The following is a 16,165-nucleotide window of genomic DNA, read 5'->3' on the forward strand; positions in this document are numbered from 1 at the left end:
GACCATGACCAGCTCCGCACTCACCTGGCGGACTTCATGGCGGCCTAAAATTTCGCGCGCCGGCTCAAGATCCTCGCCAGCCATGGTCCTCGGACCGATGGCGGACCATGGCTGGCCCTCACGCCTTCCGAATACATCTGCAGGATCTGGACATCCGAGCCAGACAGATTCATCCTGAACCCGATCCACCAGATGCCGGGACTGAACAGTTAGACACGGTCAAGGGTTTTCAAGTGATCACTATGGAAATGAGAGCAAGGAAAACCGGTCGCCCGCGTGGCTTTGATCGCGACATGGCGGTGAAGACGGCCCTGCAGCTTTTTAGGCGGTATGGTTATGAGGGGGTGTCGCTGACGATGCTGACCAATGCGATCGGGATTGCTGCTCCAAGCCTCTATTCCGCCTATGGCAGCAAGGCCGGCTTGTACCGCGAGGCGCTCGATCGTTACTCGATTGAGGCCTCGCTGACGCTGATGGAGGATCACGCATCAGACCTGACGCTCAGCGAGGCGCTGGACCGCTTGTTCGAACGCGCAATCACGCTTGTGGTTGGGCAGGGCTGCATGATCTCGACAGGACTTCTTTCCAGTCATCCAGATCACCACGAGCTGACGGGCGAACTTGCCGCGAGACCTGGCGCGATGACTGATCGCCTCGGGCAAGAACTCGAACATTGGCTCCCGCGGACCCATGCCAACACGGTCGCGCAGTTCCTCTGCACCACCCTTCAGGGAATGGCCGTCCAGGCCCGGGATGGGACCGGTGTGGGCGCTCTCTCCAGTATCGCCGCGATTGCACGCTTGGGCGTGCTATGCAGCGTAGAGCGGCTGAACGCACCGTGATGGTTTGGAAGACGACTGTGGTTCTTTTCGCTTAACCTGAACTCATTCGGGGCACTTTCTCAGGGCTTCCCTGACCGTCCACTCCGTCCCACATAGCGATCCGTCGCGCGCTTCTGCGATCCGTCTGCCATGCGGGACTCGGCAGTCGTGCATTTATCTATCGATACGGTGCGGCCGTCGAGACTTCGGTTGAACGCCGCTCTACTGAACTCTTCCGATCACTGCGCGGATGTCACAGGTTCGCCCTTGGTCCCGGACGCAGATCGCTCCGCGATCTCAGCCAGTTCGGCCGCGTGATGTGTTCCCCATTCACAAAGCTGGGTGAGCGCTTGGGAAAGGCTGCTCCCGAAGGGCGTCAGCGAATATTCGACATGGGGCGGGATCTGCCGGAAGTCACGGCGCGCCACGATCCCGTCCGCGACCAGCTCCTTCAGTTGCTGCGCGAGAACCTTGTCGCTGACCTTGCCGACCGAGCGCCGCAGCTCGCCGTAGCGAAGGGTTCGGTGGGCAAGATGGTAGACGATGAGCGGCTTCCATTTGCTGCCCATGACGAACAGGACCGCATCGAGACCGCAGGTAAAGGGGTGTGTCATCCGTCGACCGCTCACTTTCGGGGCACTTACCAAAAGGTACATACTGGAACATCGGAAGCCAAGTCGCCAGTTTCCCTGGACCAATGCAAATGAGGGACATCATGGGTAGACTTGAAGGCAAGATCGCCATCATCACGGGCGCCAACAGCGGCATCGGACTGGCCGCAGCCAAGCGCTTCGCGGCCGAAGGCGCCCATGTGTACATCACCGGCAGGCGGCAGGAGGAACTGGAAAAAGCCGCAGCGGAAATGGGTCGCGACGTGACCGCAATTCAGGGGGACGTGACGAGAGCCGCTGATCTGGACCGTCTGTTCGAAACGGTCCGCACGCGGCATGGCCGGATCGACATCCTTTTCGCCAATGCCGGGACGGGCTCCCTCGAACCGCTCGGCCAGATCACCGAGGCCGGTTTCGACCAGACCTTCGGGCTCAACGTCAGGGGCACCGTCTTCACGGTCCAGAAGGCCTTGCCGCTGATGAGGGAGGGTGGCTCGATCATCCTCACCGGTTCCACCACCGGCGTGATGGGAACGCCGGCCTTCAGCATCTACAGCGCCACCAAGGCGGCGGTGCGCAACCTGGCGCGAAGCTGGGCCTTGGACCTGAAGGGGACCGGCATCCGCGTGAACGTCCTGTCTCCGGGCGCCACGAGAACACCCGGATTGCAAAGCGTCGCAGACGCCGCTGGCGCCAGCATGATGTATGAAGCGTTGCTTGCCCAGACCCCGGCAGGACGGATCGCCGAACCGGATGATGTCGCTGCCGTCGCCCTCTTCCTCGCGTCGGACGACAGCCGCGTCATGACCGGCAGCGAGATCTTTGCCGATGGCGGTATGGCCCAGGTCTGAACTTCACAGGGCGGCGTTTCGGCAGGCTCACGCCTGTGCGCGGCGGCCTCCCCGGGCTGGTATCGATCTCGCTCAGCCGCGCCGGGACGCTCACGGCGCAGGACCTACCGGTCGTTCGGCGCATCTGGACAGTCAGCTGCGTTGGTGGCGGTGCCCGCGTTCAGGCGGGCGCCGGCACCGCAGCGGATGTCAGCCCAAACACATCCGCAGATAGGTTTCGACATCTGCGGTCTCGAGCCCAGCCCGAGCGTTGTAGCTGCTCGATTTGTCCCACCACATGCCGTCGCCCAGGGCGAACGCAGCACGGTAGCGGGCCATCAGATCCTCAGGTGCCGCTGAGTTCGATCGGTCGGAGTTTTGGTCGCGCGTCCTCCTTGATCTTTCCTCATCTGACACGCACGGGCGGGATCAGGCCTTCATCACGAGTCAGATCCCGGATTGCTCTGACGTCGAGAGAGCGGGAGGAGATCTCTTGCGGGCTTGCGGCTGATCTGTCCTTGCGTGCGATTGCGCGTGATCTGGTTCGGGCACCGTCCACCATCAGCCGGGAAGTGGACCGGAACGGCCGGCGGAAGACCTATCGCGCAGCGTGTTGCGATCAGCGGGCGTGGGACTGCGCGCAAGCTGCGCCTGAAATGGTCTCTTCAGCAGATCGCCGGTTGGCTGAGGCGCCAGCAGCCTGATGAAGAGGTGCGCCGCGTGTCGCATGAGACGATCTGCTGAAGACTCTATGTTCAGGCCCGCGGGGTTCTAAAGAAGCAGCTGCAGGATTGCCTGCGCAGCTCCCGTACCATGCGGCGCTCAAGGCATGCGACACAGGGAGGTCTTAACTGCGCAAGATCGAGGACGCCGCCCCGATCAGCGTGCGCCCGCCCGAGATCGAAGATCGCGCCATGCCGGGGCATTGGGAGGGCGACCTCATCGTCGGTGCCGACGGCAGCCACATCGCCGCATTGGGTGAACGGCAGCGGCAGACCACTGAAACCGCCAACCGGCTTCTGCGCCAGGACGTCCCACGGGGCATCGATATGTCGCCCCGCAGCCAGCCTCCGCGCCATCGCACGACAGCCGAACGAGCGATCGAGCACGACCTTGCAGGATCAGACCCCCGCAAAAACGTTCGGACAGCCTGCTACGGTCACGCGCCCTGACATTTCTTTCTGACAGCTCGGGAAGGAAACCGTCATCGGCGGCGTCTATACCTGCAAGATGACCCGAACACGCGACCCGATCCTCGATCTTCTGACGCCCCTGCGGCGCTATGCCTTCGCCCTGACCCGCAACCGGGCCGAGGCGGATGATCTGGTGCAGGACGCGTTGCTGCGGGGGCACGAACAGCGCCGCCAGCTGGCGCCGGGAAAGGCACCGGGGCCGTGGTTGCGGGCGATCCTGCGCCACCGCTTTCTGGACCGTCGCCGCCATGATCAGGCGCAGTCCCGGCGCGAGGCGCAATTCGCCGAGCTGATCCCGCAGGTCGTCGAGGCGCCGCAGGACAATGCCCTGCGCCTGTCGCAGCTTCGGCAGGCCTTTCTGGACCTGCCTGATGACCAGCGCGAAGCCCTCTCGCTGGTCGCGGTCGAGGGGCTGTCCTATGCCGAGGCGGGGACCATTCTGGGCGTGCCGCCGGGCACGGTGATGTCACGCGTGTCGCGGGCCCGCGCCAGGCTGCGCGATTTCGAGGACGGGGTGGTCGCCCCGCGCCCGCCGCTGAAACTGATCGGAGGACGCGATGCTGAAGGATGATCCGCAGATCACCGATCCGGACCTTGACGCCTATGTCGACGACCAGCTGTCCGACGCGCAGCGATCCGAGGTCGAGGCCCATCTGGCCCGCCATCCCGACGCGGCCGCCCGCGTGATGCGCGATCTGGCGCTGCGGCGCGACCTGCGCCGGGCGCTGGCCCCCCCGGCCACGCCCCGCCCGCTGCTGGGCGCGGCGCGAAAGCTGGCCGTGGCGCGCAGGCGGGATGTCCAGATGCGCCGCATGTTGCGGATCGTGCCCGCCGCGATGCTGGTGGGACTGGGCTGGCTGGCCCATGCGGGTCTGGGCCCGCTGTCGGTCAGCCAGGGTACGGCGTCGGAACCCGCACCGCCCTCGATTGCGGCGGCCGTCTCGGCGCATCAGGTCAGCCTGCTGCGCCTTGCCATGACCTCGCAGCCCGAGGTCAGCCATCTGGACCCGGTCGAGCTGCGCGCGGCCACCGGGATCGGGCTGCCAGGTTTTCCGGGCGACTGGACGGTGCGCGATGTGCAGGTCTTTCCCTCGTCTCAGGGACCGGGGATCGAGATCCTGTTCGACACCCCCGATCTGGGCCGGGTCAGCCATTTCGCGGTGCGCGCGGGCAGTTTCGACGTGACCCTGCCGCGCCTGCACGAGACGCCCGACCACGGCATCGCCTGGTTCCAGATCGGCGAGACGGCCCATGTGCTGGTGGCCGAAGACGACCATGCCGACCCGCTGCTGGACGCCTCGGTCCGGCTGTCGGGCACGCTGTACTGACCTTTCAATCCTATGGAGACCTCCATGCAACCCATCCGCCAGACCGGCCGCCCTGCCGGATTTGCCCCCGCCGCCATCCTCGACGACGGCCTGCGCGCGCATATGCTGCGCATCTACAATTATATGGGCCTTGGCCTTCTGGTCACCGGGCTGGTCGCGGTGCTGGTGGCCTCGGTCCCGGCGATCTATGTGCCGATCTTTTCCACGCCGCTCAGATGGGTGGTGATGCTGGCGCCGCTGGCCTTCGTGATGTTCCTGTCCTTCCGGATCGAGACCGTGTCGGGCGCCACCGCGCAGACCCTGTTCTGGGCCTTCTGCGCGGTCATGGGCCTGTCGCTGGCCTCGATCTTTCTGGTCTTCACCGGCGCCTCGATCGCGCGGGCCTTCTTCGGCGCGGCGGCCATGTTCGCGGGCATGAGCCTTTACGGCTATACCACCAAGCGCGACCTGTCGAAATTCGGCAGCTTCCTGATCATGGGCCTGATCGGGGTGATCATCGCCAGCATCATCAACATCTTCCTCGGCTCCAGCGCGCTGCAATTCGCGGTCTCGATCATCGGCATCCTGGTCTTCGTCGGCCTGACCGCATGGGACACCCAATCCATCAAGCTGTCCTACAGCGAACATCACGATGCCGAGACGCATCAGAAACTGGCCGTCATGGGCGCGTTGTCGCTGTATCTGAACTTCATCAACATCTTTCAGCTGCTGCTGAGCCTGACCGGCCAGCGCGAAGAGTAAAAGACCCAAGGAGACCACGACCATGGATCAGAACGATCGCCAGACCATCGAGGGCCTGTTCGGCAAGCTGGGCCAGGCCGCCCAGGCCCAGCCCCATCGCGACCCCGAGGCCGAGGCGCTGATCGCCGACCTGATGGCCCGCAATCCGGGCGCGGCCTATTACCTGTCGCAGACCGTGATCATGCAGGAACAGGCACTGAACGCCGCCGAGGCGCAGATGCAGCAGGCGCAGCGCGCGCCCGAACCCCAGGGCGGCCTGTTCGGGCGCCTGTTCGGCGGCAGCCAGCCGCAGCCTCAGCCGCGCGCGGTGGCCCCGCGCCAGATGCAGCCGCAGGCCCATGGCCAGCAGGCCCCGCAGGGGTCCGGCCCGTGGAACAGTGGACGCCCCTCGGGCGGTGGCGGCTTCATGGCCGGGGCCGCGCAGACCGCGATGGGCGTCGCGGGCGGCGTGCTGCTCGGAAATGCCATCGGCGGCATGTTCGCAGGCCCCGCCGAGGCGGGCGAGATGGAGCAGGAGCCCGCGATGGAGGACGAGGCCGGCTATGACGACGGCGGCTTCGACGATGGCGGCTTCGAGGAATAAACGTCACGCGGCGCCCCCTTTGCCGGGGCGCCGCGCGCTTTCACTCATATCTGCACGGGTCCCTTGGGACCGAAGGGCCTGAATGATTTCCGACCATATCGACCCACCCGTCCGGCGCCCGACGCTGAGCGAGGTTCTGAGCGCGCTGGCCGCAAGCTGGGACCAGCCGCGCATCTCGGTGGCGCAGCTGATGACCGCCCTGGGCGACCGCGGGCTGATCGGCCTGCTGCTGATCCTGGCCTTCGCCAATGTCATCCCCAACCCGCCGGGCACCTCGGCGGTGCTGGGCCTGCCGATGCTGTATCTGTCATGGCAGCTGATGCGCGGCGGCATGCCCTGGCTGCCCAGGTTTCTGGCCGACCGGTCCTTCGACATCGGCCATTTCCGGACGGTGATCGCCCGCGCCATGCCCTATCTGAACCGGGTCGAGCGGCTGCTGCGGCCCCGCCTGCCCAGTCTCAGCGGGCCGGGCGCGAAAAAGCTGCTGGGCGGGATCTGCCTGATCCTGTCCATCGTGCTGGTGCTGCCGATCCCCTTCGGCAACCTTCTGCCCGCCGCCGCCATCGCGATCATCGCCTTGGGCGCGCTGGAGCGGGACGGCCTCTGGATCGCGGGGGGCGTGATCTTCGGTGTGGTCTCGACCGCCTTCATGGCCAGTGCCATCGTGGTCATCACCGCCGCGCTGCTGCGGCTGCTCGGCCTTTGACCCTTCACGCTTCTGGAAAGCACCCCTCATGGAACGACTGATCGAACGCGGCCTGTTTGCCAGCCGCTGGATGATGGCCCCGATGTATCTGGGCCTGGCCCTGGCACTGGTGATCCTGGTCTGGATCTTCATGATGGAGCTGGTGCGCTTCGTCATGATCATCCCGGTCATGACGGTGAACGACGCCATTCTGGGCGTGCTGGCACTGATCGACCTCAGCCTGGCCGCGAACCTGCTGCTGATCGTGATTTTTTCCGGCTACGAGAACTTTGTCAGCCGCATGGATCTGTCCGATCATGTCGACCGCCCCGACTGGCAGGGAGAGGTCGATTTTTCGGCCCTCAAGCTGAAGCTGGTGGCGTCCATCGTGGCGATCTCGGGCATCCATCTGCTGAAGGTGTTCATGGATGTCGGCCAATATGACCCCCTGCAGATCCGCTGGATGGTCATCATCCATCTGGTCTTCGTGATCTCGGGCGTGCTGCTGGCGACGATGGACTGGATCGCCAACCACGCCAAGTCGCTGAAATACCGCAAACCGGCCTGACCGCCATCATCGGCCTCTCTCACCCAAATAAAGGCATCGCACGACCGTGGACCACAGCCCTGACCTCCTCTGCCCCCGCCCCCTGCCGGAGGCTGTCCGATGATCGAGGCACTTCTGCTGTTTCTGGTCGGCACGCTGGTGATTCTGGCGATCATCGCTGCCAATGGCTATTTCGTGGCGCAGGAATTCGCCTACATGTCCGTGGACCGGACGCGTCTGGCCGCCAGCGCGGCCAAGGGTGATGTGTCGGCGAAACGCGCGCTGGCGGTGACGCGGCGCACCAGCTTCATGCTCTCGGGTGCACAGCTGGGCATCACCGTGACCGGCCTGCTGGTGGGCTTCGTCGCCGAGCCGCTGGTCGGGCAGTCGCTTGGCGTGCTGCTGGGCGGTGTCGGCATCCCGACCGAAGTGGGCGTCGCCACCGGCACCATGCTGGCATTGGTCGCGGCGACCCTGATCCAGATGATCTTCGGCGAGCTCTATCCCAAGAACCTGGCCATCGCGAACCCCGAGCCTCTGGCCCGCGGGCTGGCGCGCTCCACCCTGATCTACCTGACCGTCTTCGGCTGGCTGATCGGCCTCTTCGACAAATCCGCCAACCTGCTGCTGCGCGCGCTGCGGATCGAGCCGGTGCATGATCTGGATGTCACCGCCTCGGCCACCGACCTGCCGCATATCATCGCGGACAGCCGCGACAGCGGCGATCTGCCCGTCGAGCTGTCGCTGATGATGGACCGCATCCTGGATTTCCCGCAACGCGATGTGGAACATGCGATGGTCCCCCATGCTCAGGTGGATTGGGTCCGCCCCGAGACGACCCTGCCCGAGCTGCGTGCCCTGATGGCCCGCGCCCATACCCGCTATCCGGTTCTCGATGACGAGGACACGCCCGTGGGCGTGGTCCATCTGGCCGATGTGCTGGCCCATGACGACCAAGGTGCGACGGTGGCCCAGGTCATGCGGCCCGTGACGGTCATGCCCACCCTGATGCTGCTGCCCGATGCCTTGGCCCTGCTGGCCGCGTCCGAGAACCAGCTGGCCTGCGTCATCGACGAATATGGCGGCTTCGCGGGCGTCCTGACGCTGGAGGATCTGGCGATGGAGATCGTGGGCGAGATCACCGACGAACATGACGCCACCCCCGGCGACGGCGTGACGCCGGACGGCGACGAGACCTGGCTGATCGACGGCGACGTCCATCTGGACGAATTGCGCCGCACCATCGGTCGCGACCTGCCGCAGCCCGATGTGGAAACCGTGGCCGGCCTGCTGATCGCCCAACTGGGCGCCCTGCCTGCCGAAGGCGACCGGGTGATGATCCCCCTGCCCATCGATCCCGCCGAGCTGGTGGACCGCGACCCGACCCGCTGGCTGCTGCAGGTGGACGTGCTGCGCGTCGACCGCCATGTGCCCACCCGGCTGCGCGTACAGCTGACCGAGACCGTAATTTCCGAGGATGACGCATCGTGACCTCCCTGACCGTCACCCTTGTGACCGTGGCCCTGATCGCGCTCAGCGCGCTGTTCGTGATCATCGAGTTCGCGCTGCTGGGCGCCCGCCGTCACCGGCTGGAGGAACTGGCGCCCACGAAACGATCCGCCCGCGCCGCGCTGCGCGGGATGAACGACCTGACCCTGATGCTGGCGGGCGCGCAGCTGGGCATCACGGTCTGCACCTTCGCCCTGGGCGCCGTGACCAAGCCCGCGCTGGACGCCTGGATGGGCCCGGTCCTGGCCGATGTCGGCCTGCCTTTGTGGCTGGCCGGGGGCATGGCCTTCGCGCTGTCGATGTTCGTGGTGACCTTCCTGCATCTGGTCGTCGGCGAGATGGCCCCGAAGTCATGGGCCATCGCCCATCCCGAAAGATCGGCGCTGGCCGTGGGTGTGATCTCGCGCGCCTATATCTGGCCGCTGCGCCCGCTGCTGTCCTGGGTCAACAACCTCGCCAACCGGCTGGTCCGCGCGAGCGGCGTGGAACCCGTCGAGAAGGCCGCCGTGGGGGGCCGCGACGCCGCCACCATTCGCCAGCTGGTCGAGCATTCCGGCAAGGCCGGCACGCTGGAACCGGGGATGCAGCGCCAGCTCTCCGGACTGATCGATCTGGGTACCATCCCCGTGGCCTCGCTGATCACCGCCGGCGCGGTGCCGACATGTGTCGGCCCTGCGGCGACCGTCGCCGAGGTCCGCGCCGCAGGTCGCGCCTCGGGCCATATGCGCATCCTGATGACGGGTGGAACCGCCGCCCCGGCCATCGTTCACATGCGCGATACGCTGATGATGTCGGATACAAGTTCGGTGAGGGAGATCGCACGACTCGCGCATGTCCTGACCCCCACGATGCCGGTCTATGAGGCGCTTGGCCGGATGCGCGCCGCCAGCGTGCAGCTGGCCGTGGTCATGGAGGAAGACCGGATGCTGGGGGTCGTCTCGCTGTCGGATATCGTCACGCGCGTGCTGCCGGCACGCGGCCCGCACATGGACCCGGCAGGGTGATCGGGCAGCGCCTGCCTTCCTTGATCTTGCCGGTCAGGTCCGGACCATGCTGATCTTACCGGCCTGTCTGACGGCGATCGCACCCCGGGAGGCGAGGGATGGGCGATCCTCGCGCCGGGGCCATCCATGAGAAGGCTGCGCAGCCTGTGGCGGGGCGATCTGCCGCTTGCCGATGCGTTCTGGACTTGGACGGTCACCATCGGCTTGTTCGTGAACGTCTCCACCACCATCCTGTTCCTGATGCTGCTGACCCTTGACCGGCCCTGGATGGCGCTGATCGCCGGCTATGCCGTCTCGGTGCCCTACAACATCGTCGCGGTTGTCGGGGTCTGGCGCTCGGCCGACCGCGATCGGGCGCCCGGCATGAACCGGGATCTGGCCCGCGTTGCCAGCGTTATTCTGATGGGCGTGTTGAGCGCATTGTAGGAGGGCAGGGGGTGGGCAGCGGCGATCCTCGACGCTGCCGCAGCAAGTCCGGACGGCTGGTTCGAGGACATTGCCCTGCGGCGCCGCGCGGCAGCTCCAGGCCGGCTCTTGTTTCGGTGTCTACGTTCGCGAAAGCCGGCGATGGCCTCCTTGCGTTGATGCGAGGTGATGTCGCCAAATGACGGATCCACGGTCGGATCGAGGCGATATCCATGAAGGCGCGGAGTGCCCGTTCGCTCCGGGCGCATGCAAAAGGGGCCGGCGCTTGCGCGACCGGCCCCGATTGGTCTGTGGGTCAGACTAGAACTTGAAGTTCGCGCCCAGCTTGATGCTGCTGTGGGCGGTGCTGGTCGCGGTTTCCAGCGTGTCGGCGCCGTCTTCGAAGCTGATCTGCTCGTTGCCCAGATCGCGATACTGATATTCGGCGAAGACCGACATGCGATCGTTCATGGCGCGCTCGACGCCCAGGCCGGCAGCCACGCCCGTGGCGGTGATGCTGTCGGTCTGCGACCCGGCCAGCGTGCTGGCGGTGTAGTCGAAATTGCCGCGCGCCACACCGAAGGTGCCATAGACCAGGGTTTGCGGATCGACCGAATAGCCGGTCTTCATGACCAGGGTCACGATGTTCTGCATCTCGGCATCCAGCGAGAAGTCGGTGCCCTCGTAGGTGCTGGACACATCCGCATCGACCGAACCGACCTCGACGCCCAGTTCGGGACCGAAGACCCAACGGTCGCGCTGCCAGCGATAGCCGACATGCACGCCGGCGGTGGCGCCGGACACGTCCAGGTCGCCCAGGTTGAAGGCGCGGCGGCCCTCGATCGGCTCGCCACCGGACAGGGGAACGAGGCCCACGACGTCATCCGCGCCGAAGATATAGCCAAGCGATCCGCCGGCATAGGCACCTTGCCAGGCGCCGGCGACGGACACCGGGGCGACCTCGATCGGGGCGACCTCGACCACGGGGGCGATGACGCCGCCGGCCGTGGCAGAGCCCGCGCCGAGCGCGAGAACAGCAGTGAAGAGGGTGAGGGAGGTCTTGATGGACATGGGGATGCTCCTGGCACGGGGGCGGAGGAGCCCCCTTCATTGAATATCAATGAAACTGTACCCCTCACGCAGACTATTCGTACATAAGAAAGGAAACGAGGGCCAAGATTTCGCGACACCTTGGGCTATTGTGCAACAATTTGTCCTCTTGCATTTGGCAAAGGCGCGTTTTTCTGACGCATCCCCGAGGGACGCGGCAGCCCCTGTGCCGGAGGCCCGCCTCGTTGCGATTTCCCCAGCCGGCGCCGTCCGCATCCGGCGGCGGTCGCTAGCGGGATCCGGACAGGTGCAGCACCTCGGCATGGGGGCGGTCCAGCCGCCCGGCCAGACCGTCGCGCATCGCCAGATCCAAAAGGCTGCGGAACAGCGCCGCATCAGAGCCGTAATCGCCCGCCTTGCGCCGCCACTTGCGCGCCAGCACCGGCACCAGCGGCCAGAACCACGGGCCCGCCGCCACGCGATAGGCCATCAGCGCGTTGCGATACATGTAGAAGACCTTCCACATCGGCCGCAGCACCACGCCCGACTGGCCCTGCTGCGCCATCGTGTCGTGGTCAAACCGCACCTGCGGCGCAAAGCCGATGCGCAGGCCCTGACGGCGCATCTGCAGGGTATAGAGCTGGTCGTCGCCATAGATGAACAGCCGGGGATCGGGCACGCCCGCCCGCAGCAGGGCGGATCGCGACAGGAACAGCCCGACAAAGCTGGTCATGTCGACCGGGCGCACCGGCGCCTCGGGCCGGTAATCGACGTCGCCCAGGTGAAAGCCCGCCCGGCCGCGCCCCAGGGGCATGCGCGCCAGCGTGCGCAGGAAGGCGCCGGGATGCCAGAAGGGATTGCGATAGGGGCGGTTCATCTCGCAGATGCGCCCGTCGGGATGAAAGACCGCCGCGCCCACGGCATCCCAGTGCGCCGGATCCATCGCCCGGAAGGCGGCCATGGCGCCGGGCTGCGGGCGTCCGTCATCGTCCATCAGCACGATCCAGTCGGCCTGGGTGCGGTCGCGCGCCAGCTCCATCGCGATCGAGAATCCGCCCGCTCCGCCCAGGTTGCGGTCGCTGCGATGCAGGATCAGCCGGGGATCGCCTTGCGCCGCCAGCCACGCGGCGGTGCCATCGGTCGAGGCATTGTCGACGACCACGACATGGTCCACCGGCTCGGCCAGCAGGCGGTCGATGGTGACGGACAGCTTGTCCAGCCGGTCATGGGTCACCACGATGGCGGCCAGGGTCGGGGCGGTCGGGGTCGAGGTGGTCGTGGCCATGGGCAGGGGCCTTGCGGTTGCGGCCGGACCAGATGCCCGGCGGATCCGTCTGCCGCTATCATGCCCCCCCGGGTGCGGGCAACCGTGCCGCCGGACCGGACATGCCCACCGCGGCATCACCTGTGGCGCAACGGACCCGGCCCCCCCCTTTTTTGCCCAAGGGCCGCGCCGCACAACCGACGATAGATGCTGACAAGTTGCGCCATTCGCCCTAGACAGCAGGCGACACATGGCATTGAGGTCCTGATGCAGATCGAACCTACCCCGCTGTCCGGCGTTTTCATCCTGACGCCTGCGCGTCATGGCGATGCGCGGGGCTTTTTCTCGGAAAGCTGGAACCGGCGCACGCTGAGCCAGGCAGGCGTGGATTTGCCGGACTTCGTGCAGGACAACCATTCCATGTCCATGCAGGTGGGCACGCTGCGCGGGCTGCATTATCAGGCGCCGCCGCATGCGCAGGGCAAGCTGGTGCGCTGCGGGCGGGGATCGCTGTTCGACGTGGCGGTCGATGCGCGTCTTGGCAGCCCGACCTATGGCCAGTGGTTCGGGGCCGAGCTGAGCTTCGAGAACGGCCGCCAGCTGTGGATTCCGGCAGGCTTCCTGCACGGCTTCGTCACCCGCGAACCGGACACCGAGATCGTCTACAAATGCACCGACCATTACGACAAGGCCTCGGACGGGGCGGTGGCCTGGGACAGCCTGGCCATCGACTGGGGCGTGAGTGATCCGCTGCTGTCGGACAAGGACCGCGCCGCGCCGGCCTTCGCCGACTGGACATCCCCCTTCACCCATGAGGCCCAAGCATGAAGATCCTGATCACCGGCGGCGCGGGCTTCATCGGCTCGGCCGTGGTCCGTCTGGCCGTCGCGCGCGGGCATGAGGTCGTGAACATCGACGCGCTGACCTATGCCGCGAACCTTGCGAACGTGGCCGAGGCGGCGCAGTCCGACCTCTATGCCTTCGAAGAGGCCGATATCCGCGACCGTGCGGCGCTGGACCGCATTTTTGCGACCCACCGCCCCGATGCGGTGATGCATCTGGCCGCCGAGAGCCATGTCGACCGCTCCATCGACGGGCCCGCCGCCTTCGTGGAAACCAACGTCATCGGCACCTTCAATATGCTGGAGGCCGCGCGGGCCTACTGGAGCGCCCAAGGCAAGTTCGAGACGTTCCGCTTTCACCATATCTCGACCGACGAGGTCTTCGGCTCCCTGGGCGAGACGGGGCAGTTCACGGAAACCACCCCCTATGACCCGCGCAGCCCCTATTCGGCCAGCAAGGCGGGGTCCGACCATTTGGTGCGGGCCTGGGCCGAGACCTATGGCCTGCCGGTGGTGCTGACCAACTGCTCGAACAATTACGGCCCCTATCACTTCCCTGAAAAGCTGGTGCCGGTGGTGATCCTCAAGGCCTTGGCGGGCCAGCCGATCCCGGTCTATGGCGACGGCGGCAACATCCGCGACTGGCTCTATGTCGAGGATCATGCCGACGCGCTGCTGCTGGTGCTCGAAAAGGGCCAGCTGAACCGCAGCTACAATATCGGCGGCGAGAACGAGGCCACGAACATCGATCTGGTCCGCACCATCTGCGCGCATATGGACGATCTGCACCCCGAGGGGGCGCCGCATGCCGATCTGATCACCTTCGTCACCGACCGTCCCGGCCATGACCGCCGCTATGCGATCGACCCCACGCGGATCCGCACCGAGCTGGGCTGGCGCCCTTCGGTCACGGTCGAGGAAGGGCTGAAGCGCACCGTCGCCTGGTATCTGGAGAACCGCGACTGGTGGGAACCGCTCTTGTCGCGCGAGGGCGTGGGCAAGCGCTTGGGGGCCGCGTGATGCGCGATCTTCTGGTCTTCGGCCGCACGGGCCAGGTCGCGCAGGATCTGGCCCTGCTGGCCCTCGAGGCGACCTATCTGGGTCGCGACCGCGCCGACCTGACCGACCCCGAGGCCTGCGCGGCGGCGATCCTGGCGGCCCGTCCGCAGGCGGTGATCAACGCCGCCGCCTATACGGCGGTGGACAAGGCCGAGGCCGACGCGGACACCGCGCGGCTGGTCAATGCTGACGCCCCCGCCGCCATGGCGCGGGCCTGTGCGGAACTGGGCATCCCCTTCCTGCACATCTCGACCGATTACGTCTTCGACGGCACGGGCGACCAGCCCCGCGCCGAAGACGCGCCGACCGGCCCCCTGGGCACCTATGGCGCGACCAAGCTGGCGGGCGAGGCGGCGGTGGCCGCAGCGGGCGGGCACTGGGCGGTGATGCGGACCTCGTGGGTCTTCTCGGCCCATGGCGCGAACTTCGTCAAGACCATGCTGCGGCTTGGGGCCGAGCGCGACCGGCTGACGGTGGTGGCCGACCAGATCGGCGGGCCGACGCCTGCCGCCGACATCGCAGGCGCCGCCCTGAGCATGATCGCCGCGATGCGGGACGACCCGGCCAAAGGCGGGCTCTATCACTTCGCGGGCGCCCCCGACACATCCTGGGCGGGCTTCGCGCGCGAGATCATGGCGCAGGCGGGCCTTGGCGCCGAGATCGCGGACATCCCGTCCAGCGACTATCCGACCCCCGCCGCCCGGCCGCTGAACTCGCGGCTGGACTGCACCCGCATCGCGCAGGATTTCGGGATCGCGCGCCCCGACTGGCGGGCCGGGCTGGCCCGCGTACTGGATCAACTGAGGGACAAGGCATGACACAGCGCAAGGGTATCATTCTGGCCGGCGGCTCGGGCACGCGGCTCTATCCGATCACCATGGGTGTGTCCAAGCAGCTGCTGCCGCTCTATGACAAGCCGATGATCTACTATCCGATCACCGTGCTGATGCTGGCCGGCATCCGCGAGATCGCCATCATCACCACCCCCGAGGATCAGGCCCAGTTCCAGCGCCTGCTGGGCGATGGCAGCCAGTGGGGGATCGAGTTCACCTGGATCATCCAGCCCTCGCCCGACGGGCTGGCGCAGGCCTATATCCTGGCCGAGGATTTTCTGGCAGGCAGCCCCTCGGCCATGGTGCTGGGCGACAACATCTTCTTCGGCCACGGGCTGCCGGAACTGCTGGCATCCGCCGACGGGCGCGACAGCGGCGGAACGGTCTTCGGCTATCGCGTCTCGGACCCCGAGCGCTATGGCGTGGTGGATTTCGACGATGAGATGCGCGCCCGCGCGATCATCGAGAAGCCCAAGGTGCCGCCCTCGGACTATGCCGTGACGGGCCTCTATTTCCTCGACGGCACCGCGCCGGAACGCGCCCGCGCCGTCCAGCCCTCGGACCGGGGCGAGCTGGAGATCACCACCCTGCTGGAAAGCTACCTGCATGACGGCAGCCTGACGGTCGAGCGCATGGGTCGCGGCTTTGCCTGGCTGGACACCGGCACCCATGCCAGCCTGCTGGATGCCGGCAACTTCGTGCGCACGCTGGAGAACCGCCAGGGCCTGCAGACCGGCTGCCCCGAGGAGATCGCCTTCGAGGCCGGATGGATCACATCCGACCAGCTGCGCGTTCAGGCCAAGCGCTATGCAAAGAACGATTACGGCGCCTATCTGCTGCGCCTGATTTCCTGACAGACG

The 16,165-nt window shown here is 66.5% G+C and carries 19 protein-coding genes and 2 pseudogenes; 17 read left to right on the forward strand and 4 right to left on the reverse strand.

Annotated features, from left to right (window positions below; all coding sequences use genetic code 11):
- Together FA743_RS20550 and FA743_RS03085 are read left to right on the forward strand one after the other, a co-directional pair.
- Positions 1 to 213, forward strand: a pseudogene (locus FA743_RS20550) (hypothetical protein); the annotation flags it as partial.
- Between the two features lie 80 nt (positions 214 to 293).
- Positions 294 to 842 carry a TetR/AcrR family transcriptional regulator gene (locus FA743_RS03085; protein ID WP_281281762.1) on the forward strand — a complete coding sequence of 183 codons (549 nt, stop codon included), beginning with the start codon at positions 294 to 296 and terminating at the stop codon, positions 840 to 842.
- Between the two features lie 218 nt (positions 843 to 1,060).
- Here the strand turns inward: FA743_RS03085 and FA743_RS03090 are convergent, their stop codons facing one another.
- A complete protein-coding gene (locus FA743_RS03090) occupies positions 1,061 to 1,435 on the reverse strand; it encodes a winged helix-turn-helix transcriptional regulator (RefSeq protein WP_136884428.1) in 375 nt (124 codons plus the stop codon).
- 101 nt (positions 1,436 to 1,536) lie between these two features.
- Here FA743_RS03090 and FA743_RS03095 point away from each other — a divergent pair, with 101 nt between their 5' ends.
- Positions 1,537 to 2,283, forward strand: coding sequence for an SDR family NAD(P)-dependent oxidoreductase (locus tag FA743_RS03095; RefSeq protein ID WP_136884429.1), 747 nt, complete (start codon positions 1,537 to 1,539; stop codon positions 2,281 to 2,283).
- Positions 2,284 to 2,472: 189 nt separating this feature from the next.
- On the opposite strand, the gene FA743_RS20770 is transcribed toward FA743_RS03095, so the two are convergent.
- On the reverse strand, positions 2,473 to 2,601 hold the full coding sequence (locus tag FA743_RS20770; protein WP_281281758.1) for a hypothetical protein: 129 nt from the start codon (positions 2,599 to 2,601) through the stop codon (positions 2,473 to 2,475).
- 17 nt (positions 2,602 to 2,618) lie between these two features.
- Here FA743_RS20770 and FA743_RS20885 point away from each other — a divergent pair.
- From FA743_RS20885 to FA743_RS03145, 10 genes and pseudogenes are all read left to right on the forward strand, one after another.
- Positions 2,619 to 3,447 (forward strand): annotated as a pseudogene (locus FA743_RS20885) (transposase); the annotation flags it as partial.
- 45 nt (positions 3,448 to 3,492) lie between these two features.
- Entirely contained in the window at positions 3,493 to 4,026 is a 534-nt protein-coding gene (locus FA743_RS03105; protein ID WP_136884430.1) for a sigma-70 family RNA polymerase sigma factor, read from the forward strand.
- Positions 4,013 to 4,783, forward strand: coding sequence for an anti-sigma factor family protein (locus FA743_RS03110; RefSeq protein WP_136884431.1), 771 nt, complete (start codon positions 4,013 to 4,015; stop codon positions 4,781 to 4,783). The genes FA743_RS03105 and FA743_RS03110 overlap by 14 nt, the downstream gene beginning before the upstream one ends.
- Positions 4,784 to 4,807: 24 nt before the next feature.
- A complete protein-coding gene (locus FA743_RS03115) occupies positions 4,808 to 5,524 on the forward strand; it encodes a Bax inhibitor-1/YccA family protein (RefSeq protein WP_136884432.1) in 717 nt (238 codons plus the stop codon).
- A gap of 22 nt (positions 5,525 to 5,546) precedes the next feature.
- Complete coding sequence (locus tag FA743_RS03120; RefSeq protein ID WP_136884433.1) at positions 5,547 to 6,107, forward strand: DUF2076 domain-containing protein; 561 nt, start codon at positions 5,547 to 5,549, stop codon at positions 6,105 to 6,107.
- 82 nt (positions 6,108 to 6,189) lie between these two features.
- A complete protein-coding gene (locus FA743_RS03125) occupies positions 6,190 to 6,813 on the forward strand; it encodes an exopolysaccharide biosynthesis protein (RefSeq protein WP_136884434.1) in 624 nt (207 codons plus the stop codon).
- A 28-nt stretch (positions 6,814 to 6,841) separates the two neighbouring features.
- Positions 6,842 to 7,360 carry a TIGR00645 family protein gene (locus FA743_RS03130; RefSeq protein WP_136884435.1) on the forward strand — a complete coding sequence of 173 codons (519 nt, stop codon included), beginning with the start codon at positions 6,842 to 6,844 and terminating at the stop codon, positions 7,358 to 7,360.
- Between the two features lie 99 nt (positions 7,361 to 7,459).
- Positions 7,460 to 8,830 carry a hemolysin family protein gene (locus FA743_RS03135; protein ID WP_136884436.1) on the forward strand — a complete coding sequence of 457 codons (1,371 nt, stop codon included), beginning with the start codon at positions 7,460 to 7,462 and terminating at the stop codon, positions 8,828 to 8,830.
- A complete protein-coding gene (locus tag FA743_RS03140) occupies positions 8,827 to 9,852 on the forward strand; it encodes a CNNM domain-containing protein (RefSeq protein ID WP_246054814.1) in 1,026 nt (341 codons plus the stop codon). Before FA743_RS03135 ends, FA743_RS03140 begins: the two co-directional genes overlap by 4 nt.
- Before the next feature lie 126 nt (positions 9,853 to 9,978).
- The gene (locus FA743_RS03145; protein WP_136884438.1) at positions 9,979 to 10,278 is read left to right on the forward strand and encodes a hypothetical protein; all 300 of its coding nucleotides are present in this window, start codon (positions 9,979 to 9,981) and stop codon (positions 10,276 to 10,278) included.
- A gap of 300 nt (positions 10,279 to 10,578) precedes the next feature.
- On the opposite strand, the gene FA743_RS03150 is transcribed toward FA743_RS03145, so the two are convergent.
- Positions 10,579 to 11,328 carry an outer membrane protein gene (locus FA743_RS03150; RefSeq protein WP_136884439.1) on the reverse strand — a complete coding sequence of 250 codons (750 nt, stop codon included), beginning with the start codon at positions 11,326 to 11,328 and terminating at the stop codon, positions 10,579 to 10,581.
- Positions 11,329 to 11,596: 268 nt separating this feature from the next.
- Positions 11,597 to 12,592 carry a glycosyltransferase gene (locus FA743_RS03155; protein WP_136884440.1) on the reverse strand — a complete coding sequence of 332 codons (996 nt, stop codon included), beginning with the start codon at positions 12,590 to 12,592 and terminating at the stop codon, positions 11,597 to 11,599.
- A 246-nt stretch (positions 12,593 to 12,838) separates the two neighbouring features.
- Between FA743_RS03155 and rfbC the strand changes: the two genes are divergently transcribed.
- Genes rfbC through rfbA form a run of 4 tightly spaced genes read left to right on the forward strand, consistent with a single transcriptional unit; the run spans position 12,839 to position 16,159 of the window.
- Positions 12,839 to 13,399 (forward strand): dTDP-4-dehydrorhamnose 3,5-epimerase, encoded by a 561-nt coding sequence (gene rfbC / locus FA743_RS03160; protein WP_136884441.1) that lies wholly within the window; start codon positions 12,839 to 12,841, stop codon positions 13,397 to 13,399.
- On the forward strand, positions 13,396 to 14,433 hold the full coding sequence (gene rfbB / locus FA743_RS03165) for a dTDP-glucose 4,6-dehydratase (protein WP_136884442.1): 1,038 nt from the start codon (positions 13,396 to 13,398) through the stop codon (positions 14,431 to 14,433). The genes rfbC and rfbB overlap by 4 nt, the downstream gene beginning before the upstream one ends.
- A complete protein-coding gene (gene rfbD, locus FA743_RS03170) occupies positions 14,433 to 15,290 on the forward strand; it encodes a dTDP-4-dehydrorhamnose reductase (RefSeq protein ID WP_136884443.1) in 858 nt (285 codons plus the stop codon). Before rfbB ends, rfbD begins: the two co-directional genes overlap by 1 nt.
- On the forward strand, positions 15,287 to 16,159 hold the full coding sequence (gene rfbA / locus FA743_RS03175; RefSeq protein ID WP_136884444.1) for a glucose-1-phosphate thymidylyltransferase RfbA: 873 nt from the start codon (positions 15,287 to 15,289) through the stop codon (positions 16,157 to 16,159). The genes rfbD and rfbA overlap by 4 nt, the downstream gene beginning before the upstream one ends.
- Positions 16,160 to 16,165: the final 6 nt, after the last annotated feature.

Source organism: Paracoccus gahaiensis (genome assembly GCF_005048225.1).
Taxonomy (GTDB): domain Bacteria; phylum Pseudomonadota; class Alphaproteobacteria; order Rhodobacterales; family Rhodobacteraceae; genus Paracoccus; species Paracoccus gahaiensis.